Origin of the sequence: Pseudomonas sp. ICMP 3272 (assembly GCF_001466905.1) — a bacterium.
GTDB classification, from domain to species: domain Bacteria; phylum Pseudomonadota; class Gammaproteobacteria; order Pseudomonadales; family Pseudomonadaceae; genus Aquipseudomonas; species Aquipseudomonas amygdali.
Window position 1 is genome coordinate 66,006 of record NZ_LKEK01000044.1, and the last position, 17,633, is coordinate 83,638.

At 60.4% G+C, this 17,633-nt stretch carries 15 protein-coding genes; 12 read left to right on the top strand and 3 right to left on the bottom strand.

Annotation, left to right across the window (positions count from 1 at the left end; all coding sequences use genetic code 11):
• Window positions 1-231: 231 nt before the first annotated feature.
• A complete protein-coding gene (gene dtd, locus AO068_RS10045) occupies window positions 232-669 on the bottom strand; it encodes a D-aminoacyl-tRNA deacylase (protein ID WP_058408282.1) in 438 nt (145 codons plus the stop codon).
• 39 nt (window positions 670-708) lie between these two features.
• Window positions 709-1,680 (bottom strand): prolyl aminopeptidase, encoded by a 972-nt coding sequence (gene pip, locus AO068_RS10050; protein ID WP_058408283.1) that lies wholly within the window; start codon window positions 1,678-1,680, stop codon window positions 709-711.
• Between the two features lie 279 nt (window positions 1,681-1,959).
• Here pip and AO068_RS10055 point away from each other — a divergent pair, with 279 nt between their 5' ends.
• From AO068_RS10055 to AO068_RS10080, 6 genes are all read left to right on the top strand, one after another.
• Window positions 1,960-4,410: a glycogen/starch/alpha-glucan phosphorylase gene (locus AO068_RS10055; protein WP_057403108.1), complete on the top strand. Its 2,451-nt coding sequence runs from the start codon at window positions 1,960-1,962 to the stop codon at window positions 4,408-4,410.
• A 251-nt stretch (window positions 4,411-4,661) separates the two neighbouring features.
• Window positions 4,662-7,466 (top strand): DUF2339 domain-containing protein, encoded by a 2,805-nt coding sequence (locus tag AO068_RS10060; protein WP_058408284.1) that lies wholly within the window; start codon window positions 4,662-4,664, stop codon window positions 7,464-7,466.
• A 26-nt stretch (window positions 7,467-7,492) separates the two neighbouring features.
• Window positions 7,493-8,842 (top strand): DUF3999 domain-containing protein, encoded by a 1,350-nt coding sequence (locus AO068_RS10065; protein ID WP_005743138.1) that lies wholly within the window; start codon window positions 7,493-7,495, stop codon window positions 8,840-8,842.
• Between the two features lie 133 nt (window positions 8,843-8,975).
• The gene (locus tag AO068_RS10070; protein WP_004666507.1) at window positions 8,976-9,986 is read left to right on the top strand and encodes a class 1 fructose-bisphosphatase; all 1,011 of its coding nucleotides are present in this window, start codon (window positions 8,976-8,978) and stop codon (window positions 9,984-9,986) included.
• A gap of 240 nt (window positions 9,987-10,226) precedes the next feature.
• A complete protein-coding gene (gene bamE, locus AO068_RS10075) occupies window positions 10,227-10,481 on the top strand; it encodes an outer membrane protein assembly factor BamE domain-containing protein (RefSeq protein WP_002551616.1) in 255 nt (84 codons plus the stop codon).
• Window positions 10,482-10,484: 3 nt separating this feature from the next.
• On the top strand, window positions 10,485-11,063 hold the full coding sequence (locus AO068_RS10080) for a lipocalin family protein (protein ID WP_058408285.1): 579 nt from the start codon (window positions 10,485-10,487) through the stop codon (window positions 11,061-11,063).
• A 448-nt stretch (window positions 11,064-11,511) separates the two neighbouring features.
• Here AO068_RS10080 and AO068_RS10085 read toward each other — a convergent pair whose 3' ends face one another.
• Entirely contained in the window at window positions 11,512-12,876 is a 1,365-nt protein-coding gene (locus AO068_RS10085; RefSeq protein ID WP_058408286.1) for a formimidoylglutamate deiminase, read from the bottom strand.
• A gap of 202 nt (window positions 12,877-13,078) precedes the next feature.
• On the opposite strand from AO068_RS10085, the gene hutC reads away from it, so the two are divergent.
• The 6 genes from hutC to AO068_RS10115 all read left to right on the top strand — a co-directional run bounded on the left by hutC (window position 13,079) and on the right by AO068_RS10115 (window position 17,622).
• Window positions 13,079-13,789 carry a histidine utilization repressor gene (hutC, locus tag AO068_RS10090; protein WP_161794677.1) on the top strand — a complete coding sequence of 237 codons (711 nt, stop codon included), beginning with the start codon at window positions 13,079-13,081 and terminating at the stop codon, window positions 13,787-13,789.
• Window positions 13,786-14,382 (top strand): HutD/Ves family protein, encoded by a 597-nt coding sequence (locus AO068_RS10095; protein WP_058402806.1) that lies wholly within the window; start codon window positions 13,786-13,788, stop codon window positions 14,380-14,382. Before hutC ends, AO068_RS10095 begins: the two co-directional genes overlap by 4 nt.
• 51 nt (window positions 14,383-14,433) lie before the next feature.
• Complete coding sequence (gene nhaA, locus AO068_RS10100; RefSeq protein WP_058408287.1) at window positions 14,434-15,609, top strand: Na+/H+ antiporter NhaA; 1,176 nt, start codon at window positions 14,434-14,436, stop codon at window positions 15,607-15,609.
• A gap of 105 nt (window positions 15,610-15,714) precedes the next feature.
• The gene (locus AO068_RS10105) at window positions 15,715-16,248 is read left to right on the top strand and encodes a DUF3455 domain-containing protein (protein ID WP_058408288.1); all 534 of its coding nucleotides are present in this window, start codon (window positions 15,715-15,717) and stop codon (window positions 16,246-16,248) included.
• 103 nt (window positions 16,249-16,351) lie between these two features.
• Window positions 16,352-16,918, top strand: a complete 567-nt coding sequence (locus AO068_RS10110; protein WP_058408289.1) for a sigma-70 family RNA polymerase sigma factor — start codon at window positions 16,352-16,354, stop codon at window positions 16,916-16,918.
• Complete coding sequence (locus AO068_RS10115) at window positions 16,915-17,622, top strand: anti-sigma factor (RefSeq protein WP_058408290.1); 708 nt, start codon at window positions 16,915-16,917, stop codon at window positions 17,620-17,622. The genes AO068_RS10110 and AO068_RS10115 overlap by 4 nt, the downstream gene beginning before the upstream one ends.
• The last annotated feature ends 11 nt before the right edge of the window (window positions 17,623-17,633 follow it).

The window sequence follows — 17,633 nt, forward strand, 5'->3', positions numbered from 1 at the left end:
AACGGCCAGCTATCAATGCCGGGTTGGCGAGCATTGTTCCGACTCCGAATGGGCTTAATGATTCCCCAATCAGGTGTCAGAACCGCTTTTGTCATACCAAATGGACCAACAGTGTCGATCCCCGTAACGCGCGATTATCCAGCAGCGCGCGCCACAACGCATCAGGTATGGCAAAGAAATTTATTTCCCACTCGACCGGAAAATTCAGGGGAGAAACGATGAAATCGTAGCTTATGTATCGAACAAAAATGTCACTGGGCCATCATTTATCAGATGCACTTGCATGTCCGCACCAAATTGGCCCGCAGCCACAGCGGTATGCGCGATTCTGGCCTGACTCAATAGATAGTCGAACAGCTCGGCACCCAGCGCTGGAGCAGCGGCTTTCGAGAACCCCGCACGCAGCCCGCTTTTGGTATCCGCGGCCAGCGTGAACTGCGAAACCAGCAACAACCCGCCACCCACCTCGCGCAAGGATAAATTCATCTTGCCGTCGGCATCGCTGAACACTCGGTAATTGAGCAGCTTGTGCAGCAACTTATCGGCACTGGCGCGAGTGTCTTGAGGCTCTATGCCCACCAGCACCAGGATGCCTTGATCGATAGCGCCGACAACTTCGTTGCCCACCTCGACGCGTGCGTTTCGCACGCGCTGCAACAAACCTTTCATAAATGCCTTTCCAGACTCAAAACCAATACCAGACTACTGTCATGCTTCTTCGGGCGGGAGGTGGAGCAGGTTGCGCGCAACTTCTGCAGCGGCACGCACCAGCGCATCGGCGATACCGGATTCCGATGCCGAGTGGCCAGCCTCGCGAATGACCTGCAGTTCGCTGCCGGGCCAGTTCTGATGCAACTCCCAGGCATTATCCAGCGGGCAGATGACGTCATAACGACCGTGGACGATGATTGCCGGCAGGTGCGCGATCTTTGGCATGTCGCGAATCAACTGGTTTTCTTCAAGGAACGCCTTGTTCATGAAGTAATGGCATTCGATGCGCGCAATGGACAGCGCACGGTGCGGTTCGGCGAAGCGATCGACCACTTGCGGGTTGGGGCGCAAGGTTGCGCAACGCCCTTCCCAGGTCGACCAGGCTTTGGCGGCGTGCATCTGGGCGATCTGGTCCGGCCCGGTGAGCCGCTTGTGGAAGGCAGCCAGTATGTTGTCGCGCTCATCCAGCGGGATCGGCGCGACATAATCCTGCCAGTAATCAGGGAACAGACGGCTGGCACCCGCTTGATAGAACCAGTCGATTTCCTGCTGACGGGCCAGGAATATGCCTCGCAAAATCAGCGCGTGCACACGGTCAGGATGGGTCTGCGCGTAAGCCAGGGCCAGGGTCGAACCCCATGAGCCGCCGAACAGCACCCATTTGTCGATTCCGAGGTGCTCGCGAATCCGCTCCAGGTCTTCCACCAGTTTCCAGGTGGTGTTGTTCTCAAGGCTGGCATGCGGTGTGGAGCGACCGCAGCCACGCTGATCAAACGTTACGATGCGGTACAGGTTAGGATCGAAGTAGCAGCGACTGTGCGCATCACATCCGGAACCAGGGCCGCCATGAATGAATACCACTGGCAACCCTTCTGGCGAGCCGCTTTCATCGACGTAAAGCACATGCGGTTGTTCCACGGCCAGATCGTGCCGGGCGTAGGGTTTGATCTGCGGGTACAAAGTCTGCATAAGTGCTCCATAAGTCCAGTTCAGAGGCTTCTATTATTCTGCCGTTGGCATCATAAACCCGAAACGAAGAATCAGCATGCTGCACGTCATTGATCGGGATGGAACGATCGATGCAAGCGTTTTGCCAATTTGGTCAGCGCGCGAACCAGAGCCGTTGCACTGGGTCGAAGCGAGGGCGCTGCCTTCAATTATTTCTACTATTTTCAGGAAATAACTGACGACACGCCTACAGTCTAAGAATCCCGTTTTCCATTCGTCAGACTACTTGAGGTTGTACCGATGTCTCAGGAACCACTTGTTCGTGACGCTGATGTGGCTGCTTTCCGCGCCGCTGTGCTCGCCAAACTCACCTATTCGGTGGGCAAGGACCCCGACCATGCGTTTGAGCATGACTGGTTTGAAGCTGTTGCCCTTGCCGCCCGCGACCACATGGTCGAACACTGGATGGACCACACGCGGCAGATTTATCGCAAGGTCCAGAAGCGCGTTTACTACCTGTCTCTGGAATTCCTCATTGGCCGACTGCTCTACGACAGCCTGAGCAACCTCGGCCTGCTGGAAGTGGCTCGCGAAGCATTGACCGAGCTGGGTGTGGATATCGAACGTATCCGCTTGCTTGAACCGGATGCTGCGCTGGGCAACGGCGGCCTGGGTCGTCTGGCAGCGTGCTTCATGGAAAGCATGTCGACCCTGGGCATTGCCGGGCACGGTTATGGGATTCGTTACGAGCACGGGCTGTTTCGGCAGGGCATCGTCGACGGCTGGCAGCAGGAACAGACCGAAAACTGGCTGGACTTCGGCAACCCTTGGGAATTCGAGCGTCCTGAGGTGGTTTACTCCATCGGCTTCAGTGGCAGCGTCGACACCGTGGTGACCGAAGCGGGCGACTCGCGTCAGGTCTGGCGTCCGGGCGAAACCGTTCGGGCCATTGCTTACGACACCCCTGTGGTCGGCTGGCGTGGCAAAAGCGTCAACACCCTGCGCCTGTGGCGCGCCCGTGCGGTGGAAGACCTGCATCTGGAACGTTTCAACGCGGGCGACCACTTTGGCGCCGTCGCCGAAGTAGTGCGCGCCGAAAGTATTTCCCGCGTGCTGTACCCGAACGATGCAACCGAAGCGGGTCAGGAACTGCGCCTTCGCCAGGAATACTTCTTCGTTTCCGCATCGCTGCAGGATTTGCTGCGCCGCCATCTGAACCAGCACGCCACGCTGACCGATCTGCCAGACCATGCAGCGATTCAGATGAACGACACGCACCCGTCCATTGCGGTGGCCGAGCTGATGCGTCAGTTGATCGACAACCACAACATCCCGTGGGACACCGCCTGGAAAATCACCGTTGGCACCCTTGGCTACACCAACCATACGCTGCTGCCGGAAGCGCTGGAGACCTGGTCGGTCGGCCTGATGGAGCGGATGCTGCCGCGCCACATGCAGATCATCTACCTGATCAACGCACAACACATCGACACACTGCGCGCCAAAGGCGTCGACGACGTCAACGTGCTGCGTGCGGTGTCGCTGATCGAAGAAGACAACGGTCGCCGGGTACGCATGGGCAACCTGGCGTTCCTCGGCTCGCACAGCGTCAACGGCGTTTCGGCGCTGCATACCCAACTGATGCGCAAGACCGTGTTCGCCGAGCTGCACAAGATCTATCCGGAGCGGATCAACAACAAGACCAACGGCATCACCTTCCGCCGCTGGCTGTTCCAGGCCAACCCGAAACTGACCGAAATGCTCGTCGAAGCGCTGGGTGAGGACGTTCTGGACAATGCCGAGACGCGCCTCAAAGAGCTTGAGCCGTTCGCCGATAAGTCTTCGTTCCGCAAGCAGATGGCCGACCAACGCCTGCACAGCAAGCGCGCACTGGCCGCGATCATTCATGAACGCCTGGGTATTGCCGTCAATCCTGCAGCGATGTTCGACGTTCAGGTCAAACGGATTCACGAATACAAACGCCAGTTGTTGAACCTGTTCCATACCGTCGCGCTGTATCAGGCCATTCGAGCCGAGCCAGGCACAGACTGGGTACCGCGGGTGAAGATCTTCGCCGGCAAGGCGGCGGCCAGTTATCACTCGGCCAAACTGATCATCAAGCTGACCAACGATATCGCCCGGACTGTGAACAACGACCCGACGGTGCGTGGCCTGCTGAAAGTGGTGTTCATGCCCAACTACAACGTCAGTCTGGCGGAGAGCATCATCCCGGCAGCCGACCTGTCCGAGCAGATATCCACGGCAGGCCTGGAAGCTTCAGGGACCAGTAACATGAAGTTCGGCCTCAACGGCGCGCTGACCATCGGCACGCTGGACGGTGCCAACGTGGAAATGAGCGAGCAGGTCGGGCTGGAGCACATGTTCATCTTCGGCATGTCCTCGCAACAGGTCGAAGCCCGCAAGCGCGCAGGCGAATTCAACGCACATGGAGACGTGGCGGCATCGGGGCGTTTGAACGATGTACTGCAAGCGATTCGTGGCGGCGTGTTCTCGCCGGATGATCCGAACCGTTACGCGGGACTTATCGATCAGCTGCTGGATTATGACCGCTTCCTGGTCTGTGCCGACTTCGATTCGTACTGGGCAGCACAGGCCAAAGTCGAGGAACGCTGGCACGATTCCAAGGAATGGTGGCGCTCGGCGGTGCTCAACACCGCACGCATGGGCTGGTTCTCTTCGGACCGGACTATTCGCGAGTACGCCGGCGACATCTGGAAGGCGCTGGACTAACGTCAAAACCTAAAAAGCTCACAACCCCAGTGGGAGCGAGCTTGCTCGCGAAGAGGCCATTAAGGTCTCCGCAAAGAAGGCGCTCGAAACGACGCCTTCGTGAGCAAGCTCACTCCCACAAGCGCCACAAGGATCTGTCTCAGTCCTGCAGAGACTCTGGTGCCCCCGGTATAAAACATTACAAACGATGTCCGCCCGCCCCTATATACTGCGCTCGATGAACCTTCACACATCGAAAAGGATGTCGTCGCGTGCTTTGGATTTGTCTGGTGGTGGGCGGTGCAGCGCTGGGCTACGCGCTTAGCTATGACGAGTGGGCAGGTTCGCTGATCGGCGCAGTCATGGCCTGGGCCGTCTGGGGGGGCATCCGCATGCGCCTGCTTGGCAGGCAATCCGCCGACCAACTGCAACAACTGCTCGCAACCCGCCAATCCCTCGATGCCCTTGAGCAGCGCCTGAGCGCGCTCGAGCGTCAGTCCACATCCGGCGTGCCACCTGCGCAGGACGCCGCACCGCTCCCAGTGGATGCGATCATTATCGAGGCACCCACTGATGGCCCCGAGCTGATCTGGGACCTGCCAGACGAAGAGCCGCAGGCAACAGGGCCTGTCGAACCCGCCACCGAAATCCGTCAGCCTTCAAAGGCAGCACAGCCCAATCTGCTGGACAGCGCCATCAATCGCGCAAAAGACTGGCTGCTGGGCGGCAATACGGTACTGCGAGTGGGCGTAGTGGTGCTGTTTCTCGGGCTGGCCTTTCTGCTGCGCTACGCCACCGAAGGCATGGTCGTACCGATTGAAGCACGCTACGCCGCAGTCGCCGCCAGCGCACTGGCCCTGCTCGGCCTGGGTTGGTGGCTGCGTTTGCGCAACGGCCCTTACGCGCTGATGTTGCAAGGCGCAGGCGTGGGCGTGTTGTACCTGACCGTCTTTGCGGCGATGAAATTGCACGCCCTGCTCGATCCGGCACCGGGCTTTGTGCTGCTGGTAGCGATCACCGCTTTCTCGGCCATTCTGGCGTTGACACAGAATGCTCTGGCCCTGGCCTGCGCCGGCGCGCTGGGTGGATTCGCAGCACCACTGCTCGCGTCGACCGGGCAAGGCAGCCACATCTCGCTGTTCAGTTACTTTGCCCTGCTCAACGCGGGCATCATTGCCATCGCCTGGTTCAAGGCCTGGCGCATTCTCAACCTGATCGGTTTTTTCGGCACTTTCGGCATCGGTTTCGCCTGGGGCATACGGGCTTACACCCCCGAGCTGTTCTGGAGCACCGAGCCCTTTCTGATTCTGTTCTTTGTGATGTACCTGGCCATCGGTCTGCTGTATGCGCGTCGCAAGCTGCTGGAACTCACTGACGCGCCACCGGAGGCCAGTCGCGAAGCCCTGCTGCGCTGGTCGGCACGTCAGGGTGATTACGTCGACGGCACACTGCTGTTTGGCACGCCAATCGTCGGGTTCGGCCTGCAATACGCGCTGGTCGAACACCTTGAGTTCGGTGCCGCGTTCAGCGCGCTCGCGCTGGGCCTGATCTACATGGGGCTGGCACGCTGGCTGGCGGCACGTGCGACCGGCCGAACCGTTTTGTTGATGGAAACCTGCCTGGCGCTGGGCGTGGTGTTTGCCACCCTGGCCATCCCGTTGGGCCTCGGTTCGCAATGGACGACCTGCGCGTGGGCCGTGGAAGGCGCAGCGGTTTTCTGGCTGGGCCTGCGCCAGCACCGCAAGCTGGCACAGGTTTTCGGCCTGGTGTTGCAGGTGTGCGCCAGCGCAATGCTGATCAGTGATTCAGACAATTCCAGCTGGGCTGGCGACTACTGGACACCGATGATTCTGGCCATCGCGGCCCTGATCAGCGCCTGGAGCGTGTTCCGCTTCAACACCCTGATGATCATCGATCAGAAAATCGCCAGAACGGTACTGACGATATGGGGCGCGATCTGGTGGGCGGTTTCATTGATCAGCGTCGTGCAACTGTACGCACCGAACAGCGTGCAGACGCCACTGCTGTTGATCGCGGCTGCGCTCAGCGTAGCTATCTGGGCAGTGCTGGCCCTGCGTTTGCACTGGCCAGACCTCGCCGTATTGTGCAGCGTACTCACCCCAGTCAGCGCCCTTCTGTTACTGGGCTCGCTGAGTGAGCATTACCACCCGGCCGCGAACTGGGGCTGGCTGGCCTGGGCAGCCGCGTTCGCCGTACATCTGCTGACCTTGCTCTATCTGGCAGACACGCTGCCGATCCTCGCACAACGTATCGCTCACACCACGGGCTGCCTGTTGATCATCGCCGTACTGGCACTGGAATTGCGTTTCGGCCTGCTGCAGCTGTCCGAGTCTTACAACGCCTGGCGCTGGCTGGGCTGGGCGATTCTGCCTGGCCTGTTCCTGCTGGCGATGAGCTCAGAGCGTCAGTGGCCATGGCCGGTGAAGGCTTGCCCCGAGGCCTACCATGTCGGGGCCGCGGCACCACTGGCGGTATTGATGCTGGCGTGGTTCTGGCTGGCGAACACGTTCAGCGACGGTGCGGCGGAACCGCTGCCTTATATCCCGCTGCTCAACCCGCTGGAAATCGGCCTGTTGCTGGCTCTGGCCGGAGCATGCCTGTGGATGCGCAAGTACCTCACGCGCCCTCGCAATGCTGCCTTGCTGGTGGCAGGCGCTTCGCTGTTTGCACTCGTCACGGCAATGGTCATGCGTACAGCCCATCATTGGGCTCAAGTACCGTGGCACACCGAGGCGTTGCTTGAGTCGATGCGCGTTCAGGCCGGGTTGTCGATCGTCTGGACGCTGATGGCGCTGGCCCTGATGATCGGCGGTCATATGCGCAGCAACCGCGAGCTCTGGCTGGGCGGCGCAGCATTGATCGGCGTGGTGGTGATCAAGCTATTCTTCGTCGAGCTGAGCAACCGTGGCGGCATGGAGCGCATCGTCTCGTTCATCGGTGTTGGCATTCTGCTACTGGTGGTGGGATATTTCGCACCATTGCCGCCGAAACACCCTGCCAGAAAGGTCGGCGAAGAACCCGGCCCAGGCCCGACCGCCGCGCCGGATAAGCTATGAGGAAAACGTTCTTGAGTCATCCCGCCATGAAGATCGCCGTGCTTGGCCTGGCCTTGTGCACGGCGGTAACCGCCGTCGCCCAGGACAAGCCGACGGACTTTGCCAGCCAGACCCCACTGAGCCTTAGCGGCGACGGGCCTTGGTATCGCATCGAGTTACCGCTTGCCGTCCAGCTGAATGCCCGGCAGGGCGACCTGGGTGATGTGCGCGTGTTCAATGCCGAAGGCCAGCCGCAGGCTTATTCGATCACGCCGCGACAGCCTGCACGCGAGCAGGAACCCACGCCAATCCCGGTCAAATGGTTTGCCCTTTACAGCACGCAGGAAGCAGGCGATGCCGCGCCGGTCATCCGTATCGAGCGCTCAAGCAACGGCAGCGTGATCGAGGTCCAGCCGCAAAGCGATATCGAGGCTGGTGAAGAAGTGCTGCGCGGCTGGTTGCTGGACACCAGCGCGATCAAGGCGCCACTGGAGCAGCTGGTGATCGACTGGAGCACCGAGCGTGAAGGTTTCCAGAATTTCAGCATCGAAGCCAGCGATGACCTGCAGCACTGGCGCAACTGGGGCGAAGGGCAGGTTGCCCGGCTGTCATTTGCCGACGAAGTGATCGAGCAACGTGAAGTCGGCCTGCCCGGCCAGAGCGCCCGCTACCTGCGTCTGTTGTGGCGCGCTCCGCACAGCGCACCCCTGTTGATCTCCGCCCACCTGCTCAGCGCCAGCACTGAAAGCCCGACCCCGCCGCTGACCTGGTCGCCACCGGTCAAGGGCGTCGTCGAAAGCCCCAACGAATATGTCTGGCAACTGCCGAGCGGCTTGCCGGTAGGGCGCGTCAAGGTCGACATTGCCCAGCCAAACAGCCTCGCACCGGCGACGCTTTACGGTCGGATGGACGCGAAACAACCCTGGCAGCCGATCAGCAGTGGCCTGTTGTACCGGTTATCGCAGAACAACAGCGATGTCTTGCAGGACCAGCTGCAATTGTCCGGGCGCATCGTTCAACAGCTAAAACTGGTGGTGGATGATCGCGGCGGCGGGCTGGGCAGTGAAGCGCCGCAGTTGAGCGTGGCCGTGCCTGCCACGGAAATCGTATTCCTGGCACGCGGTGAAGGGCCCTTCACGCTGGCCATCGGCAACCCGAACGTCAAGGCGGCGAACCTGTCGCTGGCCACCCTGATCCCCGACTTGAGTCCGGAAAAACTGGCCTCGCTCGGGACAGCGGAACCCGCTACGGCATCTGTTGCCAACATGGCAGCTGCGCCGATAGCGGTGCCGCAGAGCATGGACTTCAAACGCCTCGGGCTTTGGGCTGTTCTGCTGCTCGGTGTACTGTTTCTGGGCTGGATGGCATTCAGCACGCTGCGCGCATCAAAACGCTGAAACACACAGGCTGTCGGGTGCGCTTTGCCCGACATCTGAACTGAAACAGTCATAAGCCAGTCTGATAGCAGTATTACGTCGCCACTCGCGTTAAACTGCGCGGGTTTTCATACCCCCTATTTCGGAGCTATCCATGTCCCGCGTTACACTAAGTCGTTACTTGATTGAGCAGACTCGCAGCAACAACACCCCTGCCGATCTGCGCTTCCTGATCGAAGTTGTGGCGCGCGCATGCAAGGAAATCAGCCACGCCGTCTCCAAAGGCGCGCTGGGCGGCGTACTTGGCAGCATGGGCACCGAAAACGTTCAGGGCGAAGTTCAGAAAAAGCTTGATGTGATCTCCAACGAGATCCTGCTCGAAGCCAACGAATGGGGCGGTCACCTGGCCGGCATGGCGTCCGAAGAAATGGACAACGCCTACCAGATCCCGGGCAAATACCCGAAGGGCGCGTACCTGCTGGTTTTCGACCCGCTGGACGGCTCGTCGAACATCGACATCAACGCTCCGGTCGGCACCATCTTTTCGGTACTGCGTTGCCCGAACGAATACCTCAGCCAGAACGAAGCGCTGAATGAAAAGGCCTTCCTGCAGCCGGGCACCGAGCAGGTCGCCGCCGGTTACGCCATCTACGGCCCGCAGACCATGCTGGTGCTGACCCTGGGCGACGGCGTCAAAGGCTTCACGCTGGACCGCGAAATGGGCAGCTTCGTGCTCACTCACGAAGACATCAAAATCCCGGAGTCCACCCAGGAATTCGCGATCAACATGTCCAACCAGCGCCACTGGGAAGCCCCGGTACAGCGCTACGTGAACGAGTTGCTGGCCGGCGAAGAAGGCCCGTTGAAAAAGAACTACAACATGCGCTGGGTCGCTGCGATGGTGGCCGACGTGCACCGCATCCTCACCCGTGGCGGTCTGTTCATGTATCCGCGCGACAGCCGCGAGCCTTCCAAACCGGGCAAACTGCGTCTGATGTATGAAGCCAACCCGATGTCCTTCCTGGTCGAGCAGGCTGGCGGCGCGTCCACCGACGGTCATCAGCGGATTCTCGACATTCAGCCGGAAGGCCTGCACCAGCGCGTAGCGGTGTACCTGGGCTCGAAAGAAGAAGTCGAACGCGCTACCGCGTATCACAAAGAGTAAGAAGGCTTGCTGTGCGCCAGTGGTGATTCGGCCCGTCTGAATCACCACCCGGCGACAGGCAAACGAGCATTCGATGTTGCGTTCGGCACAAGCCTGCGGGCCAACCATCTGATCTACGGCATAAATCCTTGCGCCGTCCGGGAACCAGATTCCCTTTTTCTCCTCTAAGCTTGCGGTACTGCGCCAGCCAGCCTCCGCTTGCACTGCGACGCGACCCACTTCCGTTCAGGAGCTACACCCATGTCCTTGCGCACTGTCGCGTTACTCTCGTTCTGCGTATTTCTGGCTGCCTGCAGCAAGATCACCCAGGAAAACTACTCGAAAATTTCCGCCGGCATGCCCAAGGCACAGGTCGAATCCTTGCTGGGCAGCCCGACGGAATGTTCCGGCGCACTGGGCATGTCCAGTTGCACATGGGGTGACCAGAACACCTTTATCAGCGTGCAGTATGCGGCAGACAAGGTTGTGCTGTTCTCGGGTCAGGGTCTGAAATAATCCATGATCAAGGTACTGGTACGTTTTGGAATTTGTGTCATGGCCAGCTTTCTGGCCATCGGTTTTGCCCACTCGGCTGACAACCTCGAACCAAGGACAGTCGACAGCGTCGACCTCAAGCAATATCAGGGCACCTGGTACGAGATCGCCCGCCTGCCAATGTTTTTCCAGCGCAAGTGCGCCCAGTCCGAGGCGCTTTACGCGCTCAAGGACGACGGCAACATTGCGGTGACCAACCGTTGCCGCACTATCGAGGGCAAGTGGGAAGAAGCAAAGGGCACTGCCTCGCCGCAAGTACCGGGCAAGACCGACAAGCTGTGGGTAGTGTTCGATAACTGGTTCTCGCGCCTGCTGCCGGGCGTTGCCAAGGGTGACTACTGGATTCTGGACGTCAGCGAAGGCTACCGGACCGCCGTGGTCGGCAACCCGGACCGCAAATACCTGTGGCTGCTGTCGCGCACACCGACCGTCTCCGCATCGGTCAGGGAAAACATGCTGAGCAAGGCTCGTCAGCAAGGCTACGACACCTCCCGCCTGATCTGGCGCGAAGATGATTCGAAGATCGGCAAGGGCGAGAAGTAAGCGGACTCCACTTACTGTGCTCACGCTTGATCATCGTGCGACGCTCTGCGTCGCATGCCTCTCTGGACGCTCCGCGTCCGATTTTCGATGGGCGGCGCGGCGCAGATTTGTGACGCGGAGCGTCACCCACGGCATTCCCACGCTGGAGCGTGAGGAACGATGAGCGTCGTGGCTCGAAAGTGAGGAACTCCAGACGTCCGCAAGAACACTATCGTGCCCATGCTCCGCGTCGGCATGCCGTTCTGGACGCTCTGCGTCCGATTTTCGATGGGCGGCGCGGCGCAGATTTGTGACGCGGAGCGTCACCCACGGCATTCCCACGCTGGAGCGTGAGGAACGATGAGCGTCGTGGCTGGAAAGTGAGGAACGCCAGGCGTCCGCAAGAACACTATCGTGCCCATGCTCCGCGTGGGCATGCCGTTCTGGACGCTCTGCGTCCTCTCTCGCATCAGCCCAGCAATTCCCTCAGCACCTGTGCAAACGCTCGACTGCTTTGCTCCTCTGCGGCGTGTCGCCCTTCACGTATGACCCAGCGTCCATTCACCGCCACGTCGCGAATCTGTCGGTCGCTGCCAGCGAACAGCCAGCGGTTGAGGATGGCGTCGCCCGAGGCCGTGGCGATGTACGGGTCGTTGTCATCCAGCACCAGCCAGTCAGCGCGTTGTCCCACTTGCAGTGCACCAACCTGCTGCCCCAGCGCCTGCGCGCCACTCGCGAGCGCGGCGTCGTACAAGGTGCGGCCAACCATCGGCTGATCACTGCGATACAGCCGGTTACGGCGCTGATCGCGCAGACGCTGGCCATACTCCAGCCAGCGCAGCTCCTCGACCACGCTGAGCGAAACGTGACTGTCCGAGCCAATTCCCCACCGGCCACCCTGGGCAACGTAGTCCACCGCCGGAAAGATACCGTCGCCCAGGTTGGCCTCGGTGGTCAGGCATAACCCGGCCACCGCGCCACTTTGCGCCATCAGTTGCACCTCATCTGCCTCGACGTGGGTCGCATGCACCAGACACCAGCGGTTATCCACAGGGGCATTTTCATACAGCCATTGCAGCGGACGACGACCGCTCCAGCTCAGGCAGTCATCGACTTCCTTCTGCTGTTCGGCAATATGAATATGCACAGGGCACTGCTGGTCGCTGGCCGCCAGTACTTCACTGATCTGCTGTGGCGTCACCGCACGCAGTGAGTGGAAGCACAGACCCAACTGCTGCGTGGGCTGAGCCGCCAGAAGCGGGCGTAGACGAGCCTGCAAATCCAGATAGCTGTCAGTGCTGTGAATAAACCGCCGCTGCCCTTCGTTGGGTGCCTGCCCGCCAAACCCCGAGTGGCTGTAAAGCACCGGCAGCAGGGTCAGGCCGATGCCGACCGAACTTGCCGCCTGACTGATCTGCACGGCCAGTTCGGCAGGATCTGCATAGGGTTTGCCGTCCAGGTCCTGATGCACGTAATGAAATTCGGCAACCGAGGTGTAACCGCCCTTGAGCATTTCGATGTACAGCTGGCGAGCGATAACGCCCAGTTGCTGCGGACTGATGCGCCCTACCAGGCGATACATGAGGTCGCGCCAGGTCCAGAAACTATCGTTGGGGTTGCCCGCCACTTCCGCCAGCCCGGCCATCGCCCGCTGAAACGCATGAGAGTGCAGGTTCGGCATGCCAGGCAGCAACGGGCCACTGACGATTTCGGCACCCTGCCGATCCGCATTGGCCTCGATGCGGGTCAAAACGCCTTCCTGGCTGACCTCCAGACGCACATTGTTGGCCCAGCCGTCGGGGAGTAACGCGCGCTCGGCAAAGAAGGCTGACATTGACTTCACACCTCATCACTGTAATTTGTATATACATATACAGACGTTTAAGCGACCGGTAAACCTTCGGCACGCTTGCCGAGCAGCAGGTTAATGGTTAGCGTGGCGCTCTCAGGCGTCTGAATCATCGTCAAAACGTCATTTCGAAAACAAGGACTCACTCGTGTCGACTCCGCCCGCCGTTTCTTCCCTGGCAGCCCAGATGGGCGAAAGTCCTGCACCCTTGTACGCCCGCGTCAAACACATGATCGCCCTGCAGATCCAGAACGGCACCTGGCCGCCGCACCATCGCGTACCGTCGGAAAGCGAATTGGTGACGCAACTGGGTTTCAGCCGCATGACCATAAACCGCGCCCTGCGTGAGCTGACCGCTGAAGGTTTGCTGGTGCGCATGCAGGGTGTTGGCACCTTTGTCGCAGAACCCAAAAGCCAGTCGGCACTGTTCGAAGTGCATAACATTGCTGACGAGATCGCCGCGCGCGGCCATCGCCATACCTGCAAGGTCATGGTGCTAAAGGAAGAAGCCGCAGGCTCCGAGCGCGCGCTGGCGCTGGACATGCGCGAAGGCCAGCGGGTGTTCCATTCGCTGATCGTGCACTACGAGAACGACATTCCGGTGCAGATCGAAGACCGCTTCGTGAACGCTCAGGTCGCCCCGGACTACCTCAGGCAGGACTTCACCCTGCAGACGCCTTATGCCTATCTCTCACAGGTTGCACCGCTCACTGAAGGCGAACATGTGGTCGAGGCGATCCTCGCCGAAGCCGATGAATGCACGTTGTTGCAGATCGATGCCGGAGAGCCCTGCCTGCTGATTCGTCGCCGTACCTGGTCAGGCCGCCAGCCCGTCACCGCTGCGCGCCTGATCCACCCCGGCTCCCGCCATCGCCTGGAAGGACGCTTTACCAAATGAGCCAGACCCGCCTCCTGCGCGCCGTCGACTACCCGCGCATGCCGTGGAAAAACGGCGGCGGCAGCACTGAAGAAATCGCTCGCGATGCAGGCCAGGACCTCGACGGTTTCGGCTGGCGACTGTCGATTGCCGATATTGAAACCTCAGGCGGTTTCTCGGTGTTCGCCGGTTATCAGCGCATCATTACCGTCTTGCAGGGCGCAGGCATGACACTGGACGTCGACGGCATTACCAGCCGCCCGCTGCTGCCATCGGATCCGTTCGCGTTCAGCGGCGACAGTGAAGTCAGTTGCACGCTGCTGGACGGGCCGATTCGCGACTTCAATCTGATCTATGCTCCTCACCGTTACACGGCACGCCTGCACTGGATAGACGTGCGTCATCCGCAACGACTGTTCAGTTCAGCCGGCACATTCGTGCTGTTCAGCATGGCCGAACAAGTAGCGATAAGCGTGAACGGCCAGCCGTGGGAAATTCTCGGTAAACTTGATTGCGCTCAGGTTGATAATTCTGGCGGTTTGCTGGAAGTCGAACTGCAATCACCTCGCGCCAGTCGTTGCTGCCTGATCGAACTTACTGCCACGGGCCTGTAGGCGCATTCCTGGCACTTCATTACAAAAACAGCCTTGCACTCAAGGATGACCATGACTCAACTTTTCAACCGGGAAACGCCCAGAGGCGTTGCCGTCCTCGCCCGTTTCCTCGCCTCCGAATCAGCAGGCGGCATCGTCTTGATGGCGGCAGCGCTGGCCGCCCTTATCGTCGCCAACTCCCCCCTCTCCGCCAGCTACTTCTCGATTCTGCACAGTGTCTGGCTGGGCCTGTCGGTGGAGCTGTGGATCAACGACGGGCTGATGGCCATCTTCTTTCTGATGGTCGGCCTGGAGATCAAGCGCGAAGTGCTGGCTGGCGGCCTGGCAACCTGGGGACAACGCGCCCTGCCCGGCTTTGCAGCGGCGGGCGGCATGCTGGTGCCTGCACTGATCTACATCGCGATCAATTGGGGCAATCCGCAAACCATGAGCGGCTGGGCGATTCCAGCGGCCACTGACATCGCCTTCGCCCTCGGCGTGTTGTCGCTGCTGGGCAATCGGGTGCCGACTTCGCTGAAAGTCTTTCTGGCCGCGCTGGCGATTCTCGATGACTTGGGCGCTGTGACCATCATCGCGTTTTTCTACAGCTCGGGGCTTAACCTGCCGATGCTGGCCGCCGCATTCGTGACTCTCGCCGTATTGATCGCGCTGAACCGCCTGAACGTCCGCCGCCTGCTGCCCTATCTGCTGCTCGGCGCGCTGCTATGGTTCTTCGTCCTGCAATCAGGCGTACACGCCACGCTGGCCGGTGTGGCGCTGGCGCTGTGCATCCCGATGGGCAAGCCCGAGGAGGAAGCACGCTCGCCGCTGCTGTTTCTTGAAGAAAAGATGCATTACTGGGTGGCGTTCGCCGTGGTGCCGATCTTCGGTTTTGCCAATGCGGGTGTATCACTTTCCGGCATCACCCTGGCAAACCTGATCGACCCGGTGCCGCTGGGTGTCGCATTGGGCCTGTTCGTCGGCAAGCAGATCGGTGTGTTCCTTGCCGCAGTGCTGGCGATTCGTGCCGGGCTGGCGACATTGCCGGAAGGCAGCAACTGGGTGCAGTTGTACGGCGTCGCTATTCTGTGCGGCATCGGCTTTACCATGAGCCTGTTCATCGGCAACCTGGCGTTTCCTGGTTCGCAGCACCTGATCGATGAAGTAAAAGTCGGCGTGCTGATCGGCTCGGGCCTCGCGGCAATCGCCGGTATTTTGCTGCTGCGCAGCCGTTTCAGCCGGCACTGAAAAAATATTTTCAAATCACTGCATCCAGATGGGTTTCTCGCGGGTAGTACATTCAGCAGCCACTTCGAGTTGCTGAGCGCGGTTAAACCCTCTGGAGATTTCTGCATGAACGCAAAACGCTTGCTCTGCCTTGCTGGTAGCACCCTGGCTTTCACTTGCCTGTCATCCATTGCCATGGCTCAGACTGACCTGCCCGAAAGCGTCCGGGTACCGGCCGGCAACAAAGTCAGCATGACCACCACCGGGGTTGGCGAGATCACTTACGAGTGCCGCGCCAAAGCCAACATGCCCAATGAGATGGAGTGGGCATTCGTCGGTCCCAAGGCCGTGCTCAATGACAAGAGCGGCAAACAGGTCGGCACCTACTACGGCCCACCGGCCACCTGGGAAGCCAAAGACGGCTCGAAACTGACCGGCACTCAGGTTGCTGTGGCGCCGTCGAGCGCAGGCAGCCTGCCGTACCAACTGGTCAAGGCCAACCCGGCTGAAGGCAAGGGCGCGATGACGGGCGTGACCTACATTCAGCGCGTAGCCTTGAAAGGCGGCGTAGCCCCGGCCAAAGCCTGTGCAGAGAGCAACAAGGGCGCGAAGGAAGTGGTCAAGTATCAGGCGGACTACCTGTTCTGGACCGCCAGCTGATCAATGCGCTTAATCAGGTGACCGTGCAACAGTAGGCTATGCTGCTGCACGGGAGCCTCGTGATGTCAGCGAGGCAGTAGTCTTCCTTTGATGGCGGATCATCTTGTCCTCGCACGAATCTCTCTTTGATTACGAAGCAACGTTGCAGGCCTGCGCTCGCGGTGACAAGCAGGCCTTGCAGCGTCTTTATCAACAGGAAAGCGCGCGGCTGCTCGGCGTCGCTCAGCGGCTGGTGCGTGACCGGGCGCTGGCTGAAGACATCGTGCATGACGCATTCCTGAAAATCTGGAACCACGCGGCCAGCTTCGATGCTTCGCGTGGGTCGGCACGCGGCTGGGTGTTCAGCGTGACTCGCCACCTGGCGCTGAATACGCTGCGCAACACGGCACGCGAGGTGCGCGTCAAGGATGACGGCAGCGAAGATCATCATGAACAGGCGACGCTGGAAGGCTGGCAGGAAACCGGCGATGCCTTCGATTGGCGGGTCAATCCGGGGCGCATCACCTCATGCCTGGAGCAACTTGAACCGGTGCGCCGCAACTGTGTTTTTCACGCTTATGTAGACGGCTATTCGCATCAGGAAATCGCGCAGAAAATCGGCGCGCCATTAGGTACGGTCAAAGCCTGGATCAAGCGCAGCCTGACGGCTTTGCGGGAGTGCATGGGATGACCCGACCTTCAGACGACAACCTTCATGACCTGGCGGGCGAGTATGTGCTCGGCACCCTGTCGGCGCAGGAAAGGCTCGACGTACAGCGTCGCCTGCCCCACGAGCCTGATTTGCAGGCGGCCATCGATGCCTGGGAACAGCGCCTGCTGCCTCTGACAGAATTGGCCGAACCGGTTACGCCATCGCCCGGTCTGTGGGATCGCATCGAGCGTAACTTGCTGGAGCTGGCAGCGCCTGCCCAAGCGCCGCACAGACAGCGGGTGCGCTGGTGGGACAACCTGTCGGTCTGGCGCGGGCTGGCGGGGGCTGGATTAGCGGCGTCGCTGGTGCTGGGCATGACGCTGCTGACCCGCGCACCGGCGCAACCGTCTTATCTGGTGGTACTGGTCGGGCCGCAGGACAAGGCGCCCGGCTGGGTTGTGCAAGCCAGCAACTCGCAGGAAATCCAGCTTATTCCGCTTGGCGTGTTCGAGGTTCCGAACGACAAGGCGCTGGAGTTCTGGACCAAGGGTGACGACTGGCAAGGCCCGGTCTCGCTCGGGCTGGTCAAGCCGGGTCAGAGCCTGCATGTTCCGCTGGACAAACTGCCGCCGCTGCAACCCAATCAGCTGTTCGAACTGACCCTGGAAAAATCCACCGGCTCGCCAATCGGCAAGCCCACCGGGCCGATCCAGTTCATCGGCCGGGCGGTGAAGGTGATCTGATAACGGAGCGA

Bases quoted from the DNA above. Each gene is read 5' to 3' on its own strand.
- dtd (WP_058408282.1), bottom strand. From the start codon at position 669: ATGAAAGGTTTGTTGCAGCGCGTGCGAAACGCACGCGTCGAGGTGGGC.
- pip (WP_058408283.1), bottom strand. From the start codon at position 1,680: ATGCAGACTTTGTACCCGCAGATCAAACCCTACGCCCGGCACGATCTG.
- AO068_RS10055 (WP_057403108.1), top strand. From the start codon at position 1,960: ATGTCTCAGGAACCACTTGTTCGTGACGCTGATGTGGCTGCTTTCCGC.
- AO068_RS10065 (WP_005743138.1), top strand. From the start codon at position 7,493: ATGAAGATCGCCGTGCTTGGCCTGGCCTTGTGCACGGCGGTAACCGCC.
- AO068_RS10070 (WP_004666507.1), top strand. From the start codon at position 8,976: ATGTCCCGCGTTACACTAAGTCGTTACTTGATTGAGCAGACTCGCAGC.
- bamE (WP_002551616.1), top strand. From the start codon at position 10,227: ATGTCCTTGCGCACTGTCGCGTTACTCTCGTTCTGCGTATTTCTGGCT.
- AO068_RS10080 (WP_058408285.1), top strand. From the start codon at position 10,485: ATGATCAAGGTACTGGTACGTTTTGGAATTTGTGTCATGGCCAGCTTT.
- AO068_RS10085 (WP_058408286.1), bottom strand. From the start codon at position 12,876: ATGTCAGCCTTCTTTGCCGAGCGCGCGTTACTCCCCGACGGCTGGGCC.
- hutC (WP_161794677.1), top strand. From the start codon at position 13,079: ATGGGCGAAAGTCCTGCACCCTTGTACGCCCGCGTCAAACACATGATC.
- AO068_RS10095 (WP_058402806.1), top strand. From the start codon at position 13,786: ATGAGCCAGACCCGCCTCCTGCGCGCCGTCGACTACCCGCGCATGCCG.
- nhaA (WP_058408287.1), top strand. From the start codon at position 14,434: ATGACTCAACTTTTCAACCGGGAAACGCCCAGAGGCGTTGCCGTCCTC.
- AO068_RS10105 (WP_058408288.1), top strand. From the start codon at position 15,715: ATGAACGCAAAACGCTTGCTCTGCCTTGCTGGTAGCACCCTGGCTTTC.
- AO068_RS10115 (WP_058408290.1), top strand. From the start codon at position 16,915: ATGACCCGACCTTCAGACGACAACCTTCATGACCTGGCGGGCGAGTAT.